Origin of the sequence: Methylophilus sp., assembly GCF_052173275.1 — a bacterium.
GTDB lineage: Bacteria > Pseudomonadota > Gammaproteobacteria > Burkholderiales > Methylophilaceae > Methylophilus.
In genome coordinates this window covers 2567172-2585600 of record NZ_JBQMUL010000002.1, presented here as the reverse complement: position 1 = coordinate 2585600, position 18429 = coordinate 2567172, and the positions used below count along the sequence as shown (strand labels likewise).

The window sequence follows — 18429 nt, the reverse complement described above, 5'->3', positions numbered from 1 at the left end:
TGCTAAGGGGCGATTATGTTTGCAACAGTTTTAAATAAATTGGCAGCAGGGACTAAACAGTATCAGCATATTCTGGATGAATCTGCCGAATTCTCAGCACTCAAAACTGAGATCAACAAGGCCAGGGCCATCATTGAATTAAATGCTGAGGGCAATATCAGCCATGCAAATGAGAATTTGTGTGCAGCACTCGGTTACAGCGCCAATGAATTGATTGGGCAACCTCATCGCAAACTACTGTCTGCTGAAGACGCAGCCAAACCAGAATACCAGAGCTTCTGGAAAGATCTGGGTGCAGGGAAATCAAGCGTCGGTGCTTTCAAACTGATCAATAAATCAGGCAATGAAACCTGGTTTCAAGGCTATTACGCACCGGTGTTGGATAAATCTGCCAAACTGCGCAAAACGGTCGCCTACCTGACGGATATCACACAAGATAAACAGCAAAACATCGCTCTGCAGGAAAACGGCCAGGCACTGAACCAATCCTTTGGTGTGATGGAATGTGACGCACAAGGCACGATCTTGAATTGTAACGAGCTGCTGGTGGCGCCTTTAGGCTATACGCGCGAAGAGGTGGTTGGCAAAAATGTCAGCTTCCTGCTCAAAGCACATTCAGCCCAAAGCGCAGAATACAAGCAGTTATGGGAAAAACTCGCCAGAGGTGAAAACGGCAAACAGGAAGTCTGCCGCGTTTCAAAAACGGGGAATGAATACTGGTTTAGTGCCAACTATATCCCGGTCCTGAACGACGACAGAACCCTGGCAAAAATCAAGATTTTCTCTTTCTGCATCACTGCAGAAAAACAAATTGAACTGGACTATCAAGGCAAGGTTCAAGCCATTGCAAAAGTACAAGCAGTGATCGAGTTTGACCTCAGCGGAAACATCATCACTGCCAACCAGAATTTCCTGGCGGTCACTGGTTATACTCTGGAAGAGGTGGCAGGCAAACATCACAGCACTTTTGTGAGCGAGCGACTTAAAGCCAGCGCGGAATACCAGGAATTCTGGGCCAAATTGAATCGTGGTGAGCCTGACGAGAGTGTGTATCACCGTTATGGCAAGAACCAGAAAGACATCTGGTTACAGGCTTCTTACAACCCGATTATCGGGCTGGATGGTAAACCGGTGAAGGTCGTGCAATATGCGACAGATATCACTAAAGCGGTGCTGGCAGATAAGGAACAGGCGATTAAATCGGCTGAAGCCTTTATGATACAAACCACGCTGGATTCTGCCTCAACCAATATGATGATGGCAGACAACGACGGTATCATCCGCTACATGAATGCTTCTACCGAGCGCCTAATGCGCAGCTCGGAATCCAATTTCCGCCAGGTGTTGCCAAACTTTGATGCCGACAAAATCGTCGGCCAGAATTTCGATATCTTCCACAAGAATCCGGCGCATCAACGCGGTTTGCTTGCTTCTTTAACCAAGGAGCATGTGGTAGAAATGCCTTTGGGCGACATGTTTGTCCGCCTGAAAGCCATGCCTATTTTTGATAAAGCCGGTGTTCGCTCTGGTACTTCACTGGAATGGGTGGATATCACACAGGAACGTCGCGTCAGCGATCAGATTTCATCCATCATTGCCAATGCGGCAGACGGTGATTTAACCGATCGTATTGATTTGTCCGATAAAACCGGGCCGACTGCTGATATCTGTAAAGGCGTGAATAACCTGCTGGAAAACATGACAGAGTTATTGATGCAGATTCGTGAAGCAGGCGAAACCATCAATACCGCTGCCCAGGAAATCGCCAGCGGAAATAATGACCTTTCCAGTCGCACTGAACAGCAGGCATCCAGCCTGGAAGAAACCGCTTCCAGCATGGAAGAACTGGCTTCTACCGTGAAACAGAACGCCGACAATGCACGCCAGGCCAATCAAATGGCAGAAGCCGCTTCACAGGTGGCAGTGCGTGGCGGTGAGGTGGTGGGTAATGTCGTGACCACCATGAGTGCGATTAATGAAAGTGCACGCAAGATCGAAGACATCATCACTGTAATTGATGGCATCGCTTTCCAGACGAATATCCTTGCCTTGAACGCAGCAGTTGAAGCGGCCAGGGCTGGTGAACAGGGCAGGGGCTTTGCCGTTGTGGCAGGTGAAGTGCGCAACCTGGCACAACGCTCAGCCAGTGCCGCCAAAGAAATTAAGGAACTGATTACCGATTCTGTCAGCAAAACGACTGAAGGCACCAAACTGGTACAAAACGCCGGTGAAACCATGCATGAGATCGTGACTTCTGTGCAACGTGTGACAGATATCATGGGCGAGATCACAGCGGCTTCTGCCGAGCAAAGCTCAGGTATTGATCAAGTCAACAAATCTGTGACTGAAATGGATGAAACCACCCAGCAAAATGCTGCTTTGGTTGAAGAAGCCGCAGCCGCCGCTGAATCGCTGGTTGAGCAGGCTGCTACATTGATGGATTCCGTCAATAAATACAGGCTGCATAACGCAAGTCCGGCCAAACGAACCAGTGTTGCACCTGCGAAAAAAACAGCACCAGTGCCATTTGTTAGCAAAGCCAAACCAGCCGCTCCAAGCCATTCCAGCGCTCAGGAACAACCTGCCAGGCTGGCAAAAACCGGGACTGATAATAGCGATTGGGAAGAGTTTTAAGCTGCCATTGAAGACGATGGTGGCATTACAGGAAAGCAGCACAAAACACTGAATTTAAGGTTTGCAGCTTTCCCGGGTTACACCGCTGTCATCCTCATTGATCTTCTCTAAAAAGACCGGATTTATCCGGTCTTTTTTTTATCCATCTTTCAATCTATTCACGTAAAAGTAGCCCTTGATTTTTTCCTGGTTTTTTTACTTTTCGTTCGCGACGAAATCACCTTTCATCAAAAAAATATTTTTTGCAAAGTAATTGAATTTATTGAATAAATTTACATTTAATTGCTATCAAGTTTTCTGATGCTTATACGATATTAATGATAAGGAATGGTTAAGTTTATGACACGTGGATTGAAGTCAAAACGGTCGTGGCTGACACCTGTGGTGCGAGTGGCTTAAAAGTGTCGAACAGTATGCTGATTTGGCGGGTAAAAACCCTTCTAATGAACGCATGTGAGCGACTGTATTTTTGCAATAATCGTGCGAGAAATAAGTATTTATACAATTTAATTTGATGGTTAGGGATTTGTGATGACAATAGCGAAACGTATGTATCTGTTGATCGCCTCTTGCGCGATTGCAATGGTGATCCTGATCGGATTTACCTTAACTCAGGTCGTCAAGGTATATGAATATACCAATCAGGCCAATGCGAATAGCATTCCCAGCATTCTGGAGCTTTCCAAAGCTGAGAACTTCTATCAGAGATTGCGCTTGAACCTGTTGCGACATGTGTCTGCAACGGCGCCAGCAGAAAAAGCAAAGCTAGCCGCGCAAATCCAGGAGCGCCGTAAAGTGGTCGAAGAGGCCATGAATAGCTACAAGGACCTGACGACTGATAGCACAGACAAGGAAATGTTCACGCAAGAGCAGAATATGCTTGCTGGTTATTTTGATCAGATGACGCGTGTACTTGCCTTGTCCGATGCAGGCTCACCTGAAGCCGCCATCCTTTTGCAGCAAGCCGATAAAGTCGCAGTTGAACTGGCGAACAAGCTGGATGATCATATGGTGTACAACCAGAAGACCAGCCTGATCCATGCGGATAATGCCGCATCAATCAAAGAAAAAGCATTGTGGCAATCTTCTGCTATCGCCTTGTTATGTCTGACTGTGATTGTGGTGACCGGCGTGTTGATTACCAGACGTTTGCGTGCTCAATTAGGTATGGAACCTGCTGAACTGACGATAATCGCGCGTAATTTTGGTGAAGGTAACCTGAACCAGAAAATAGATTTGCCAGCGAATGATAAAACCAGCGTGGCCTATTCTATCCGCGTCTTGCAAAAGACCCTGGATGGCCTGGTGCAATCATTAAACTACGTCAGTCAGCAACACGACGAAGGTGATATTGATTGCACAGTGGACGAGACCCGCTTTAAAGGTGGCTATGGCGAAATGGCCGCAGGCATCAATAAAATGGTCGCTGGCCACATTGCCATGAACCAGGAAGCAATTGAAGTGGTTAAAGCCTTCGGTGAAGGTAACCTCGACGCACCATTGAAGCAGTTCCCAGGCAAAAAAGCCTTTGTCAACGAAGCAATCGAACAGGTGCGTGGCAATATCAAACGCCTGGTCAGTGACGCAGATGAGCTTGCGCATGCCGCCGTTGAAGGTCGCTTGAGCGCAAGGGTAGATGCAAGCAAGCACCAGGGTGACTTCCGCATGATTGTAGAAGGCCTGAACAATACTTTAGATGCCATCGTGAAGCCATTGAGTGTGACTTCCGGCTATCTGGATAACATTGCCAAAGGCAATATCCCGGCGCGTATCACAGAGCAATACCAGGGCGATTACAGCCTGATCATCAACAACCTGAACACCTGTATCGATGCAGTGAATGCATTGGTGGCAGATGCGAATGAACTGGCACTGGCTGCACAAAACGGCGCCTTGTCTACCCGCGCTGACGCCAGCAAACACAATGGTGATTTCCGCAAGGTCATTGACGGCGTTAACGGCACACTGGATGCAGTGGTGAAACCATTAACCATCACCTCCGAGTACCTGGACAACATCGCGAGAGGCAATATTCCAGCCAAGATCACCGATCATTACCCAGGTGATTACAGCCAGATGATTGAGAACCTCAATACCAGCATCGAAGCTGTCAACAACCTGGTCGCAGACACCAACCTGCTGGCCGAGGCTGCCGGTGAAGGCCGTATTACCGTACGTGCTGACGCTGACAAACACCAGGGTGACTTCCGCAAGATCATCGAAGGTGTCAACAGCACCCTGGATATGGTGGTAGACCCAATCATTGCCGTAACAGAAGCCGTAGAAACCATTACCACGGCTGCCAACGAGATCTCCAGCGGTAACGCCGACCTGTCAGCACGTACAGAACAGCAAGCATCCAGCCTGGAAGAAACCGCTGCCAGCATGGAAGAACTGGCTTCAACCGTGAAACAGAATGCCGAGAACGCCAAACAAGCTAACCAGCTGGCATTGACAGCGTCTGACGTCGCCGTCAAAGGTGGTGCCGTGGTCAACGAAGTGGTCGCGACCATGAGTGCCATCAACGAAAGTGCGAAAAAGATCGAAGATATTATCTCCGTGATTGACGGTATCGCCTTCCAGACCAACATCCTGGCCCTGAACGCAGCGGTAGAAGCGGCAAGGGCAGGTGAACAGGGCAGAGGCTTTGCCGTGGTGGCAGGTGAAGTGCGCAACCTGGCACAACGCTCAGCCAGTGCAGCCAAGGAAATCAAAGAACTGATCACTGACTCCGTCAACAAAACCACCGAAGGTACCCGCCTGGTAGAGAATGCCGGTAGCACCATGGAAGATGTTGTGTCATCTGTACAGCGTGTGGCTGACATCATCAGTGAGATCTCAGCGGCTTCTGCCGAGCAGACCACGGGTATTGACCAGGTCAACCAGGCCGTGACTAGCATGGATGAAACCACGCAGCAGAATGCGGCATTAGTTGAAGAAGCTGCAGCTGCGGCAGAATCATTGGTAGACCAGGCCAATCAGCTGGCAGATGCCATCAGCCAGTTCAAACTGGAAGGCAAGAGCTTTGGGGGCGGACATGCGGTGAAGCAAACAGCCGCGCCACAACACACCTTTACTAAGAGCGCTGTTTCACATTTCAGTCAACAAAAAGGTAGCAGGCCACAGGCTAGCGCCAGTGCACCTGCTCAGTCGCCAGGGACTTCGCGAAGAACCGGCACTGACGATGAAAGTTGGGAAGAGTTTTAGCTGAGTCATTGTTTCATTCACAGCCGACTGCAATTGTGGTCGGCTTTTTTTATGTTTGATTTTTATAGGCTGATGATTTGATTACGACTTACTGCCAGGCTTTTCTGCACGAAGCTAAAAGTCTTTAAAGGCTGGCGCATGATTTTCTGCCGCAGCTGAATCCTGCCTTTTTGATTTCTTTAGGTTTGCAATTACCAAAATAGAGCTAAGTTTCCCCTTTTTTCACACCATTCAAAACCTGTGGTGGTATTGAATAATGGCCAATATATAGCGATAAATAGTACAAAAAACCATATCACAGGGTTTTGGAAATTAAAAAAACAAGGAGTGACGACATGTTGTCAGGTCAATCGGGTGTGTTTGCAAGTGGGTTTGGACGTCTCAAGGTATCGTATCAATTAGGCTTGCTATTAGTGGTATCAGGCGCAGGCGTCGCCATCAGTTTCATTCACGCGGCTTTGGGGGCAGGGGTAATAGCCTGTGCAACAGGGCTGGCTGCAGTATTTATTTTAAGCGCTAAAAACCAGCTGGGTGGCAACGCTACTGAGGCCATTGCAGTCGCACAACATATTGCTGAAGGCGATTTTGGCGATGCAGGCGGTTTAACCCCTACAGATGATATCAGTCTGCTAAATGCATTAAATCAGGCAAAAAGTACTTTGGCAAAACTCAGCCAGCAAATCGCCTACATTGCTACCGAACATGCGAATGGCAACTTTAATGCCGCGATCGATCTCACCCAGTTTCATGGCGAATATCGTCACATGGCAGCAGGCATTAACCAGACTTTAGCCTTGCCTGCAGATATCCTGCAAAAAACAAGTGACGCCATGCTGGCACTAGGCCAAGGCGATTTCGATGCTCAGTTACAACCATTGCCAGGTGATCTTTCAGTATTGAATGCACACTTTGACGGCCTGAAAACCAATATCAATGCCTTGATTTCTGATTTAGCCAATATGAGCGGCGCACATGCACAGGGCGAGTACGACACACTGCTTGAGATCACCAGGTTTGATGGCAACTTTAAACAAGTTGCACAAAATATCAATACCATGGTGTCTGGCTACGTTGGTGATAGCGAAAAATTCATCGCCGTGATGGACAGCATTGGCCGCGGTGACCTCACTGCACAGCTGGAGCCTCTGCCAGGCAAAAAAGCGGCCATGAACAAGAGTGTTGATCGCATTCGCGGCAACCTCAAAGGCATCGTCGATTCAGTGAACTGGGTCAATAGCGAGCACGAAAAAGGCAATATCGATATGACTTTGCGTGCCGATATGTTTAAAGGCCAGTTCTCAGTGCTGGCAGATGCGATCAACAAGATTGTTGCCGGCCATATCGAATTGAATCAAAAAGCCATGGCCTGCGTCAAAGCGTTTGGTGATGGTAATTTTGATGCGCCTTTAGAGCAGTTCCCTGGCCAGAAAGCCGAAATCAACCAGACCATCGAAAAAGTACGCAGTAACCTGAAAGCGTTGAATCATGATGCCGAAGTGCTGGCCGAAGCAGCAAAAGCAGGGCGCGTCACTGTGCGTGCCGATGCCAGCCGCCATCCAGGCGATTACCGCAGGATTGTTGAGGGAATGAACAACACACTGGATATGATTGTAGAGCCGGTATTAACGGTGAAGGCCGCTGCTGAATCTATCAATATCGCAGCGAAAGAAATCGCCCAGGGCAACGCAGATTTAAGCCGTCGTACCGAAGACCAGGCCGCTAACCTTGAGAAAACAGCCTCCAGCATGGATGAGTTGTCCTCAACGGTGAAACAGAATGCCGAAAACGCAAAACAAGCCAATGAATTGGCAGCCCAGGCTTCGCAAGTGGCTGTCAAAGGTGGCGATGTGGTCAATGCTGTGGTGCACACCATGAGCGACATTAACGAAAGCGCACGCAAGATTGAAGACATTATTTCTGTCATCGACGGCATTGCCTTCCAGACCAATATCCTAGCGCTGAACGCCGCGGTTGAAGCTGCGCGTGCCGGTGAACAGGGTCGCGGTTTTGCGGTGGTGGCTGCCGAGGTGGGTAACCTTGCCCAGCGTTCTTCCGTAGCTGCGCGCGAAATTAAAGAATTGATTAATGACTCGGTCAACAAGACTGCAGAAGGTAGCCGCCAGGTTGAAGAAGCCGGCAAAACCATGCATGAGATTGTGAGCTCGGTCAAACGCGTCAGCATCATTATCGGCGAGATCGCCTCGGCTTCTAACGAGCAGAGTGCTGGCATTGCCCTGGTCAATGATGCGGTGATCCGTATGGATGATGTGACACAGCAAAACACCGCCCTGGTTGAGGAAGCGGCTGCGGCTGCCGAATCACTGATGGATCACTCGAATGAGCTGGCAACAGCGGTGAGTGTATTTATTGTAGAAGGCAATGCGAAGAGTTCGCGTCACGAGAATGCAGGCTGGACGGAAGATTACCGTCAAGTCAGTAATGGATAGGGCACGCTGTAAGCCCTTTATAAAGTAGTACTTTTAATTAACAGGAGCATAAAAATGGCAGTGATTGATAGAGTATTGATTGGTGAAGGCTTGGTGATTGAGGACCGTCCTGAAGGTGGTCTGGATTTGAAAAATGTGGCCCACATTGACTTGATCTTAGGACCACGCGGTAGCGCTGCAGAAGACGCATTTTGTCGTACGCTCACCGATCAAAAACAAGGAGTAAACGGTTTATTGGCGATTGCAGCGCCAAACATGATGGTAAAGCCAAACACCGTAATGTTTAACAAAGTAACAATTAAAGATGGTCGCCAGGCGACTCAGATGTTTGGCCCGGCACAGCGTGGCGTGGCAATGGCTGTGATGGATTGCGTCGCTGATGGCACGATTCCTCTGGAAGAAGCCGATGACGTATTTATTTGCGTAGGCGTGTTCATCGACAGCAAAGCAGATATGGATGACCGTATCCAGGACTGGAACTACCGCGCGACAAAAATCGCACTGAAAGCCGCGATCAACCGCGAGCCTAAAGCGGCTGATGTAGTGAAACAATACAAAGAAGCCTTGCACCCGTTTGCGGCACAAACACCAGAAGCACAGAACCGTCGTGCTGATGACACCGCAGCTGCTTTGGCCATCACTCAAATGCAAGAGCGTAGCAAGTATGCACGCACCAGTGCTGAAGCAAAAGCACGCGAAGAGAAACAAGTTGAATTAGCGATCGATCAAATGAAAGAGCGCATCAACACTACAAAGGCTTAATTTAAGCCAATGGAACCCAACGGATTTGCATAGGATAACGAAGTGGCTGCCTTGAAAAAACAAGAACAAGAAGATCGCGAGTTTTTGTTTACGCGCGATGATTTCGTCAGAATTAAAAGTCTGATTTATCGCCATGCAGGCATTTCATTGTCCGATGCAAAGACGGATATGGTGTACAGCCGAATCGGCAGGCGTTTACGTGCACTTGATATGCAAAGCTTCAAGCTGTATCTGGATAAGCTTGAACAACACCAGAACTCAGACGAATGGCAGGCATTTACCAATGCATTGACAACCAACCTGACTTCTTTTTTCCGGGAAGAGCATCATTTTCCCATCTTGGCAGAACATCTGACCAAGCTTGCTTCTTTAAACAAGCATTCAAAACCAATCCGTATCTGGTGTTCTGCGGCTTCGACCGGCGAAGAGCCTTATTCCATTGCCATTACCGCGTGTGAGGCATTTAATTCGCTCAAACCCCCGGTAGAAATCATCGCGACTGACATCGATACCAATGTATTAGCGACTGCGAGTGCGGGTGTATACCCGATAGACCGCATTAAAAAAATGGACGAATCCAGGCTGCGCAAGTTCTTTGAAAAAGGCACTGCCAAGCACGATGGATTAGTCAGAGTGAAAAAATCGGTACGCGATTTGATTCACTTTCACCAGCTCAACCTGCTGGATCAGCAATGGCCGTTTCGTGACGGCTATGATGTGATTTTCTGCCGCAATGTCATGATCTATTTTGACAAGCCCACACAAAGCAAAATCATTGAAAAATTTATTACACTGATGAATGAAGACAGCTTGCTGCTGGCCGGGCATTCAGAGAATTTCCTCTATGTTTCCAACCAATTGCAATTGCTGGGTAAAACCGTTTACAAACTAAAAACTAATGGCGCGGCTCGTTCCAGCCTGTTAATGAATCGGAAATAGTCATGAGTGTTTCACAAGAAGATATTGCAAACACCCTCTACTTTGACAGAACATTTAATTGCGATGCAGCTAAGATCTCTCCTGGAGAATATTACTATACCGATAAGGATATGCTGATTGTCACGGTGCTTGGCTCATGCGTATCTGCCTGTATCCGCGATACCAGGTCTGGCATTGGCGGCATGAATCACTTCATGTTGCCTGAGAGTGGCAGCGCAGATCGTGATAGCCCTGTGTCAGAATCGATGCGCTATGGCACTTATGCCATGGAAGTACTGATCAACCAGTTGTTGAGGAATGGCGCCAAGCGTGAGAATCTCGAAGCCAAGATTTTTGGCGGAGGCAATGTTTTGCGTAGTTTCACAACCAATAACGTCGGTGATCGCAATGCAGAGTTCGTTAAAAAATACCTCAAAGATGAAGGTATTAAAGTGACCGGGGAGGACCTGCTGGATATTTATCCGCGTAAAGTCTATTATTTTCCCAAAACTGGCAAAGTGCTGGTGAAAAAACTGAAACAACTGAACAACTACACCTTGGTCAAACGCGAGCAGGCTTACTCCAGCAAGCTGAAAACCAACGATGTGGGCGGCGATATCGATTTGTTTTGATAATAATAATTATAAAAAGGAAATCATATGAAAACCAAAGTATTAGTCATTGATGATTCTGCGCTGATCCGCAGCTTGCTGACAGGTCTGATCAATGACACCAAAGACCTGGAAGTGGTAGGCGCCGCGCCTGACCCTTTGGTCGCGCGTGAAATGATCAAGCAATTGAACCCGGATGTGCTGACGCTGGATGTGGAAATGCCGAGGATGGACGGGCTGGATTTCCTGGAAAAACTCATGCGCCTGCGGCCTATGCCGGTAGTGATGGTTTCTACGCTGACAGAAAAGGGTTCTGAAATCACCTTGCGTGCGCTGGAACTGGGCGCCACGGATTTCGTGACCAAACCCAAAATGGGTATCTCGCAGGGCATGCAGCAATATGCCGATGAAATTACCGATAAGATCCGCACGGCTGCCAAAGCCAAAGTCAGCACGTTGCAAAGCATAGCCAAAGCATCAGCTGCCGGCGGCCAGGTACAAAATGCCATCCGTAACCCTTTGATCAGCAGTGAAAAATTACTGATCATTGGCGCTTCTACCGGTGGTACCGAAGCCATCAAGGCATTTTTAATGCAAATGCCTTCAGACTGTCCTGGCGTGTTAATCACGCAACATATGCCAGCAGGGTTTACCAAATCCTTTGCTGACCGTTTGGACAGCCTATGCAAGATCTCAGTGAAAGAAGCCGTGGATAATGAGCGGATCTTGCCAGGCCACGCTTACATTGCGCCGGGTGACAAACACTTGCTGTTGGCCAGAAGTGGTGCCAACTACGTCACTCGCCTGTCTGATAGCGAGCCGGTGAATAGACACAAGCCTTCTGTAGATGTATTGTTTGATTCTGCAGCGACGCACGCCGGTAAAAATGCCATAGGCATTATCATGACCGGCATGGGTAAAGATGGCGCGGTGGGCATGTTGCAAATGAAAGAAGCCGGGGCTTACAACTTTGCGCAAAATGAAGATAGCTGCGTCGTCTACGGCATGCCTCGTGAAGCGGTTGCACATGGTGGCGTGCATGAGATCGGGCATTTAAAAGACCTGCCAAGGCTAGTGTTGCATTACCTGGCAACCAATAGTGAACGCGCGATGCGCGTTTAAACCTGGTAAAGAACAAACAGGCAATTCAGCGCTTTATTGGCGCTAGCATTGATACCATCCCGGTTGATAATGCTGACTATAAAATATGTCACTAATGATAGCGGAGTAACAAATGGGCAATCCGAATACTAAATTTCTGGTGGTTGATGATTTTTCCACCATGCGCAGAATTGTGCGTAACCTGCTCAAAGAGCTGGGCTACAACAATGTCGAGGAGGCAGAGGATGGTGCCGATGCATTGAGCAAACTACGCAGTGGTGATTTCGAATTTGTGGTGTCTGACTGGAACATGCCAAATATGGATGGGCTGACCATGCTGCAAAATATTCGTGCAGATGCGAAATTATCCAAATTGCCAGTGTTGATGGTGACGGCGGAAGCCAAAAAAGAAAACATCATTGCAGCCGCGCAAGCAAAAGCGAACGGTTACGTGGTGAAGCCTTTTACTGCGGCTACGCTGGAAGAAAAATTATCTAAAATCTTTGAGAAACTGGAAAAAGGCGAGGCGTAACCATGACCGAAGCTGTCAATCCGAATCAAGACAATGCAATGGTAGATATGGCTTCTGCCTTGATGCATAACCTGAACGATAACCAACAAGAAGATATGATCAGCCGGATTGGCCACATGACACGCACGCTGCACGACAGCCTGAGTGCATTGGGTTACGACAAGGTGCTGGAACAAGTGGCGCAGGAAATCCCAGATGCGCGTGACCGCTTGAACTATGTCGCCAAAATGACCGAGCAGGCCGCTGAACGTGTATTGAATGCCACTGACCTGGCCACGCCATTGCAGTCTGAGCTCGCTGACAGGGCCAGTGTGTTAAAGGCACGCTGGCAAGAGGTGATGGCGAGTTCGGCACTCAAATCCGAATATGATTCTGTGGTGCATGAAACGCTGGAATACCTGTCTCTGGCAGATAAAAATACGGCAACCACTAAATCGTTGCTGATGGATATCATGATGGCGCAGGATTTCCAGGACCTGACCGGGCAAGTGATCAAGAAAATCACTACCTTGGTACAGGAGCTGGAGAGACAACTGGTGCAAGTGCTGGTGGACTTTTCGCCCGGTGCCAAAAAAGAAGAGCCTTCCGATTCATTGCTGAATGGCCCGCAAATCAACCCGCACAATACAGTGGATGTGGTTTCTAACCAGGAACAGGTTGACGATTTGCTGGATAGTTTAGGATTTTAAAAACTGATTTTTCAAGCAAAATAACAAAAAGGGCCCGTGGGCCCTTTTTGCTTATGCATAACCGACGCGCTCCTCCACCGGCAATGCCGCTAACTCATCATCGGTGTAGACACGGCCACGCGTGATAAAAGCAAAGCCGCTGCCACAATCGAGTGAAAATGAGCCGCTGGAGCCGGGCACTGCATCGAGGATGGTATGCGTATTCGCCATAAAGCTGAAATGGCTGTCGCCCATATAAAAGATGGCGCCCGCCAGTACACCTAGCTTCACATCCGACGGGCTGGGCCTGAACTCTGCGGCGGGCATGCACATGGGGCCGCTGCCTTCACAGCAACCGCCAGATTGCAGGAACACTATCGGGCCGTGCTGCTGGGTGAGCTGTTCAATCAATGTGAGCGCACTGGGTGTTGCAGAAAGTCTTTCAGCCATGGTTTTTCCTCAATATTTATCTTAAAGACAAAAAAGGGGCGAAAAATTCGCCCCTTTTTAAACTACTTTAGATCAAGTGATGATTCACCCTGCGCTTAGAAGAAACCCAGTTTTTTCGGGCTGTAGCTGACCAGCAGGTTTTTAGTTTGCTGGTAGTGGTCCAGCATCATTTTGTGCGTCTCGCGACCAATGCCTGACTCTTTATAACCACCAAACGCCGCGTGAGCAGGGTAGGCGTGGTAACAGTTGGTCCAGACACGGCCAGCTTTGATACCGCGGCCCATACGATAAGCACGGCTACCATCGCGTGACCAGACGCCAGAACCCAGGCCAAAGATCGTGTCATTGGCAATGCTCAAGGCTTCTGCTTCATCTTTAAAGGTAGTCACTGCCAATACCGGTCCAAAAATCTCTTCCTGGAAGATACGCATTTTATTGTGGCCTTTAAACAGCGTTGGTTTCACATAGTAACCTTCTGCCAGGTCACCACCCAGGACATTACGCTCGCCACCACACAGCAGTTGCGCACCTTCCTGTTGACCAATATCCATGTAAGACAGGATCTTGTTGATCTGGTCTTGTGAGGCTTGCGCACCTATCATGGTGTTAGGGTCCAGCGGGTTGCCTTGTTTGATCGCAGCGACACGCGGCAATACACGCTCCATGAATTTGTCGTAAATGGATTCCTGAATCAGTGCACGTGATGGACAGGTACAGACCTCACCCTGGTTAAACGCAAACAGCACCAGGCCTTCAACCGCTTTGTCGAGGAAGTCATCGTCAGCAGACATGATATCTTCAAAGAAAATGTTAGGTGATTTGCCGCCTAGTTCCAGCGTCGCCGGAATCAGGTTATTGGCTGCCGCCTGGGCAATAAAGCGGCCAGTGGCTGTGGAGCCGGTAAAGGCGATTTTATTAATGCGCTTGCTGTTAGAAAGCGGGGCGCCCACTTCACGGCCATAACCGTTCACGATGTTCATCACACCAGGCGGTAATATGTCCCCAATCACTTCCATCAATATCAGGATGCTGATAGGCGTGAATTCCGCTGGTTTCATCACGACACAGTTACCTGCAGCAACGGCTGGTGCCAGTTTCCAGGCAGCCATCAAGATAGGGAAGTTCCAGGGGATAATCTGGCCGATCACGCCTAGTGGTTCATGGAAATGATAAGCCACAGTGGTCTCATCCAACTCGCTCAGGCTGCCTTCCTGCGCGCGCAGCGCACCGGCAAAATACCTGAAATGGTCAGCAGCTAATGGGATATCTGCATTCATCGTTTCACGGATAGGTTTACCGTTATCGACGGTTTCAGCGGTGGCGATCAGTTCCAGATTCTGTTCGATACGATCTGCAATTTTCAGCAATAAATTAGAGCGTTCTGCCGCAGAAGTTTTCGCCCATTTATCAGCTGCTGCGTGCGCGGCATCCAGCGCCAGCTCGACATCCTCAGCACTGGAGCGGGCAGCCTGCGTGTAAGGCTTACCAGTAATGGGGGAAATCACATCAAAATACTCACCCTTCACTGGTGCGACCCACTTGCCACCAATAAAGTTGTCATATTTTGCCTTGTAAGGGACTTTTACTCCCATGGCTTTCAATAGATCCAAACTCATAATCACTCCTGTACTTTTTGTATAGATGTTATAGCAGAACTGCTCTCCAAACCGCCATATTGAACGTGAGTTCAATAATCTGAAAAATCATCTGTAAAGCCGCTTAAAATAAGGCTTTTTAAGATGATTAACGGGATAAACATTAACCCTTAAAACCCACAAAATCAAGCGTTTTTGCTGTGTTTCTAATGATTTATAAGATAACTGAGTTAGTTGCTTTAATCCTGAAAAGTTCAATCGCTTACACGTGTGGCGCTGGCGTTAAATCGCGCTATTCTGCAATCTGATTGTTCCGCTATAAATCATTTGGCGCGTTATGGGGAATCAGCTATAATCGCGCCTTCTTTCGGAGAGATGGATGAGCGGTTTAAGTCACCACCCTGGAAAGGTGGCATAGGGGCAACTCTATCGAGGGTTCGAATCCCTCTCTCTCCGCCAGCAGTACAGTGAAGCCTGTTTTCTGTGACTAATCAATAAGTGACAGACCGCAGGCTTTTTCTTTTTAGCAGCATGATTGCGTGATGCTCTCTGAATCGTTGGCAAACAGTCTTCTCGAGAAATCATCATTAGCCTGATGACTGGAAGAAGCTGGGGTCAGCATGAATTTAAATAAAGCCTTATGGTGCTGAGTCTCAAAAGAAAAAGGCACCCTTAAGGGATGCCTTATAAACACTCGGAGATACCCATACAGTCTGACGAATTAGGGTGGGGCTGATTTACCCAGCTTGAAACAAGTTGCCTCATCTCAAACTGTCCTAGTGGCAAATAAGCCCTTAACTAGAATGCAAGGAATCATTCGTTATGCCAATAGGAGTTATTCCTGAGTTTATTCCTTGTGGGTTTTACCTGCGAAATTAGTGAGGTTTAAGCGCATTCAAGCAAAAAAAACCTCTCGGCTGTGCAAGAGGGAGGAGGGTTTGCTTAAATGGATTTCTTAATCTTGCGCTGATGATCCTCTTAAGGCGATAGCGACATTAAATGCCGTTAAGACACTTTCAACGTCCAGGATGTTCTCACCTATGAATGCCTGAATGTCTCCGGCTAGGGTATGTATAACCACTGCGTATTTGGGTGTGGCCAGGAACCACAGCATGCCGCCATAGACCATCGAAAAGAGGCCGATGTAGGGCAGGTTGCCATTACCAAAGAGAAGTGCCAGGCCGCCAAACAGACACACCCTGGCAAAATTAAGGGGAGGTTTGAGTGTTTTGGATTCAACCGTAGTCACATTCTTAATGGCGATAGCCTTGCCGTTGACAATGAATCGCGTATTACTGACGCTGATCCCTTGATAGCTAAAGTAAATGGATTCTTCCATAAATCACCTCCGTAATGTCATCAAGATGTGTTAACATTATATTACTATAAATTAACTAATAATAACAATATATCTAGTCCTTTAGTCTTAGCCAAAGCGGGTCATTGTTGTTGCTTTGCGCGCCTCATAGAATATCCCTGGCGTTACCCCTAACAAAAAATAAAAAGAGAATCGTAATATGTTGCATAAATTGATTTTACTCACCGGCTTGATTGCTTCCATTAGCGCGCATGCCGCCACCCCTACTAATTCACCTGTACCAGAGCCTGAGAGCATGAGTTTGATGCTGCTTGGATTGGGGCTTATTGGCGTGATTGTGTTTCGCCAGAAGTAGGCAGATGATTTCCTGATAGTTGAATCAGCTCTCACCTCTATCACACTCAATGTTGTTTTGGGAGAAACAAGTGCTTCTGGGTTACAGCCTCGCCACTTAAAATGTCACTGGCTTAACGCATTAATGTGGTACAAGTGTCCTAGCGTTTTACTCCAGCAACCTCTGTAGCCACCACAAATAATGAAGGACACAAAATGAAAAAACTATTAGTCAATGTACAACTGGAGATGGACGTTCCTGACGCTTGGGATTTAGTTGAACATCCGGACGACGTTCAAGCGATCAAACTTGAGGATGGTCGATTTATGTACATGAGTTTCTTGCCGATGTTTACTGAAGATCCTAAAGCTGGCGCTGAATGGAGCAGTGAATGCACGGAAGAGTTGAGTGATGAAATCCTGGATATGGTGGCTGATGAAGAAGTGCTGATGAAGTTTGAGACTGAATAATTAAAGCACTTAGAGTAGGTAACACTTCAGCGTGTTACATCTCAGGTATCCTTGCAAAAACTTGGTAATTATTCCGACAATCAGGCAACTGCAACCTTAAGATAAGCTTTTCTTATATTAAGTTGACCCTACTCAGTTAATGAAAAAACACCTCAAGAGGTGTTTTTTCATTTTATTCAATAAGTGGTTTTAATGCATTCAAGCTACAGACTACATGCGATTGAAGCCTTATTGATTTAAGTTTTATGGTTTCCTTTTCTCTGTTGTTTTGTCACTTTTTACAGCGTCTGCCGGGGATGCTTTTTTGGCGCCTACGCTAATATCTTTCTTCAGGTTGTTGAGGGTTGCCTGGCCTATCCCAGGTACCTGGTCTATTTCTTCTACAGTTTTGAAACCGCCATTCTTTTTCCTGTATTCAATAATAGCCTGAGCCTTTGCCGGGCCTATGCCATTCAGGCTCTCCAGTTCAGCCTGGCTGGCAGTATTGATATCCACTGCGGCATAAGCAAATGGGGATGAAAGTAACAACATTAAAGTCACTAAAAATGTGTATCTCATAGCTTCTCCTGATCGTAAAAAAATAAAAGCAGGCCAATAGTTAGCCTGCTTTTATTCTAATAGTGAGGAGCCCGCTGTCACGGGCCGCTGCCTTTAATTTGTTAATTAATGTTAAATATTATTGATAATTGTGTTTAATGCAACAATGGGATCAGCTGTTTGTGTAATTGGGCGGCCAATGACCAGATAGTGAGAACCCAGCGACATCGCTTCCTTAGGTGTCACAATCCGGGTTTGGTCGTCCTTGCTTGCATCCGCCGGACGAATTCCCGGGGTCACCAGGCAGAATGCTGGGCCAAGTGCCTGTTTGAGCATGGCAGCTTCTTGAGCGGAGCAGACAACTCCGTTTAACCCGGCATCTTTAGTCAGGCGGGCAAGTGCCAATACGTGATCACTTAAAGAGCGCTGGATACCCAGGCTATGCAGAGTTGGTTCATCCATACTGGTGAGCACAGTCACGGCAATCAGCAAAGGCGCTTTTGCACCAAACGCTTTATCCAGACCCTCACGTGCCGCTTGCATCATGGGCTGGCCGCCACTGGCGTGTACATTCAGCATCCATACGCCAAGATTAGCCGCGGCCTGGCAGGCCTTGGCTACGGTGTTGGGGATATCATGAAACTTCAGGTCAAGAAACACATCATAGTGCTGTTTTACAAGCGATTCGACAAAGGCAGGGCCTGCAGCGGTAAACAGTTCTTTGCCGACTTTTAATTTGCACAGGGCAGGGTCCAGGCGAGCAACCAGTGCTTGCGCAGAGGCCGCATCGGCGTAGTCGAGGGCAACAATAATTTTGCTATCAGTCATGAGTGCTCAGTACAAAA

At 47.9% G+C, this 18429-nt stretch carries 16 protein-coding genes and 1 tRNA gene; 12 read left to right on the top strand and 5 right to left on the bottom strand.

Annotation, left to right across the window (positions count from 1 at the left end; genetic code table 11):
* Positions 1–15 precede the first annotated feature (15 nt).
* The 9 genes from ACTS9Y_RS13605 to cheZ all read left to right on the top strand — a co-directional run bounded on the left by ACTS9Y_RS13605 (position 16) and on the right by cheZ (position 12901).
* On the top strand, positions 16–2634 hold the full coding sequence (locus tag ACTS9Y_RS13605) for a methyl-accepting chemotaxis protein (RefSeq protein ID WP_442586465.1): 2619 nt from the start codon (positions 16–18) through the stop codon (positions 2632–2634).
* A gap of 531 nt (positions 2635–3165) precedes the next feature.
* Complete coding sequence (locus ACTS9Y_RS13600; RefSeq protein WP_442586464.1) at positions 3166–5841, top strand: methyl-accepting chemotaxis protein; 2676 nt, start codon at positions 3166–3168, stop codon at positions 5839–5841.
* Positions 5842–6176: 335 nt separating this feature from the next.
* Positions 6177–8288, top strand: a complete 2112-nt coding sequence (locus tag ACTS9Y_RS13595; protein WP_442586463.1) for a methyl-accepting chemotaxis protein — start codon at positions 6177–6179, stop codon at positions 8286–8288.
* A gap of 54 nt (positions 8289–8342) precedes the next feature.
* Positions 8343–9050 (top strand): formaldehyde-activating enzyme, encoded by a 708-nt coding sequence (gene fae, locus ACTS9Y_RS13590; RefSeq protein ID WP_442586462.1) that lies wholly within the window; start codon positions 8343–8345, stop codon positions 9048–9050.
* 42 nt (positions 9051–9092) lie between these two features.
* Positions 9093–9989 (top strand): CheR family methyltransferase, encoded by an 897-nt coding sequence (locus ACTS9Y_RS13585; protein WP_442586461.1) that lies wholly within the window; start codon positions 9093–9095, stop codon positions 9987–9989.
* A 2-nt stretch (positions 9990–9991) separates the two neighbouring features.
* Entirely contained in the window at positions 9992–10600 is a 609-nt protein-coding gene (gene cheD, locus ACTS9Y_RS13580) for a chemoreceptor glutamine deamidase CheD (protein WP_442586460.1), read from the top strand.
* 27 nt (positions 10601–10627) lie between these two features.
* Entirely contained in the window at positions 10628–11701 is a 1074-nt protein-coding gene (locus tag ACTS9Y_RS13575) for a protein-glutamate methylesterase/protein-glutamine glutaminase (RefSeq protein WP_442586459.1), read from the top strand.
* Between the two features lie 112 nt (positions 11702–11813).
* Positions 11814–12212: a chemotaxis response regulator CheY gene (gene cheY / locus ACTS9Y_RS13570; RefSeq protein ID WP_055831421.1), complete on the top strand. Its 399-nt coding sequence runs from the start codon at positions 11814–11816 to the stop codon at positions 12210–12212.
* Positions 12213–12214: 2 nt separating this feature from the next.
* Positions 12215–12901 carry a protein phosphatase CheZ gene (gene cheZ, locus ACTS9Y_RS13565; protein WP_442586458.1) on the top strand — a complete coding sequence of 229 codons (687 nt, stop codon included), beginning with the start codon at positions 12215–12217 and terminating at the stop codon, positions 12899–12901.
* Between the two features lie 51 nt (positions 12902–12952).
* Here cheZ and ACTS9Y_RS13560 read toward each other — a convergent pair whose 3' ends face one another.
* The gene (locus ACTS9Y_RS13560) at positions 12953–13330 is read right to left on the bottom strand and encodes a DUF779 domain-containing protein (RefSeq protein WP_442586457.1); all 378 of its coding nucleotides are present in this window, start codon (positions 13328–13330) and stop codon (positions 12953–12955) included.
* Between the two features lie 95 nt (positions 13331–13425).
* Entirely contained in the window at positions 13426–14946 is a 1521-nt protein-coding gene (gene exaC, locus ACTS9Y_RS13555) for an acetaldehyde dehydrogenase ExaC (protein WP_442586456.1), read from the bottom strand.
* A gap of 348 nt (positions 14947–15294) precedes the next feature.
* On the opposite strand from exaC, the gene ACTS9Y_RS13550 reads away from it, so the two are divergent.
* Positions 15295–15384 (top strand) — tRNA-Ser (locus tag ACTS9Y_RS13550).
* Positions 15385–15880: 496 nt separating this feature from the next.
* Here ACTS9Y_RS13550 and ACTS9Y_RS13545 read toward each other — a convergent pair.
* Positions 15881–16264, bottom strand: a complete 384-nt coding sequence (locus ACTS9Y_RS13545; RefSeq protein WP_442586455.1) for a DUF6232 family protein — start codon at positions 16262–16264, stop codon at positions 15881–15883.
* A 178-nt stretch (positions 16265–16442) separates the two neighbouring features.
* Between ACTS9Y_RS13545 and ACTS9Y_RS13540 the strand changes: the two genes are divergently transcribed.
* Together ACTS9Y_RS13540 and ACTS9Y_RS13535 are read left to right on the top strand one after the other, a co-directional pair.
* Entirely contained in the window at positions 16443–16598 is a 156-nt protein-coding gene (locus ACTS9Y_RS13540; RefSeq protein WP_442586454.1) for a PEP-CTERM sorting domain-containing protein, read from the top strand.
* A gap of 194 nt (positions 16599–16792) precedes the next feature.
* Complete coding sequence (locus ACTS9Y_RS13535) at positions 16793–17047, top strand: hypothetical protein (protein WP_442586453.1); 255 nt, start codon at positions 16793–16795, stop codon at positions 17045–17047.
* 243 nt (positions 17048–17290) lie between these two features.
* Here the strand turns inward: ACTS9Y_RS13535 and ACTS9Y_RS13530 are convergent, their stop codons facing one another.
* The gene (locus tag ACTS9Y_RS13530; RefSeq protein ID WP_442586452.1) at positions 17291–17605 is read right to left on the bottom strand and encodes a ComEA family DNA-binding protein; all 315 of its coding nucleotides are present in this window, start codon (positions 17603–17605) and stop codon (positions 17291–17293) included.
* Between the two features lie 111 nt (positions 17606–17716).
* Positions 17717–18412 (bottom strand): orotidine-5'-phosphate decarboxylase, encoded by a 696-nt coding sequence (gene pyrF, locus ACTS9Y_RS13525; RefSeq protein ID WP_442586451.1) that lies wholly within the window; start codon positions 18410–18412, stop codon positions 17717–17719.
* Positions 18413–18429 lie beyond the last annotated feature (17 nt).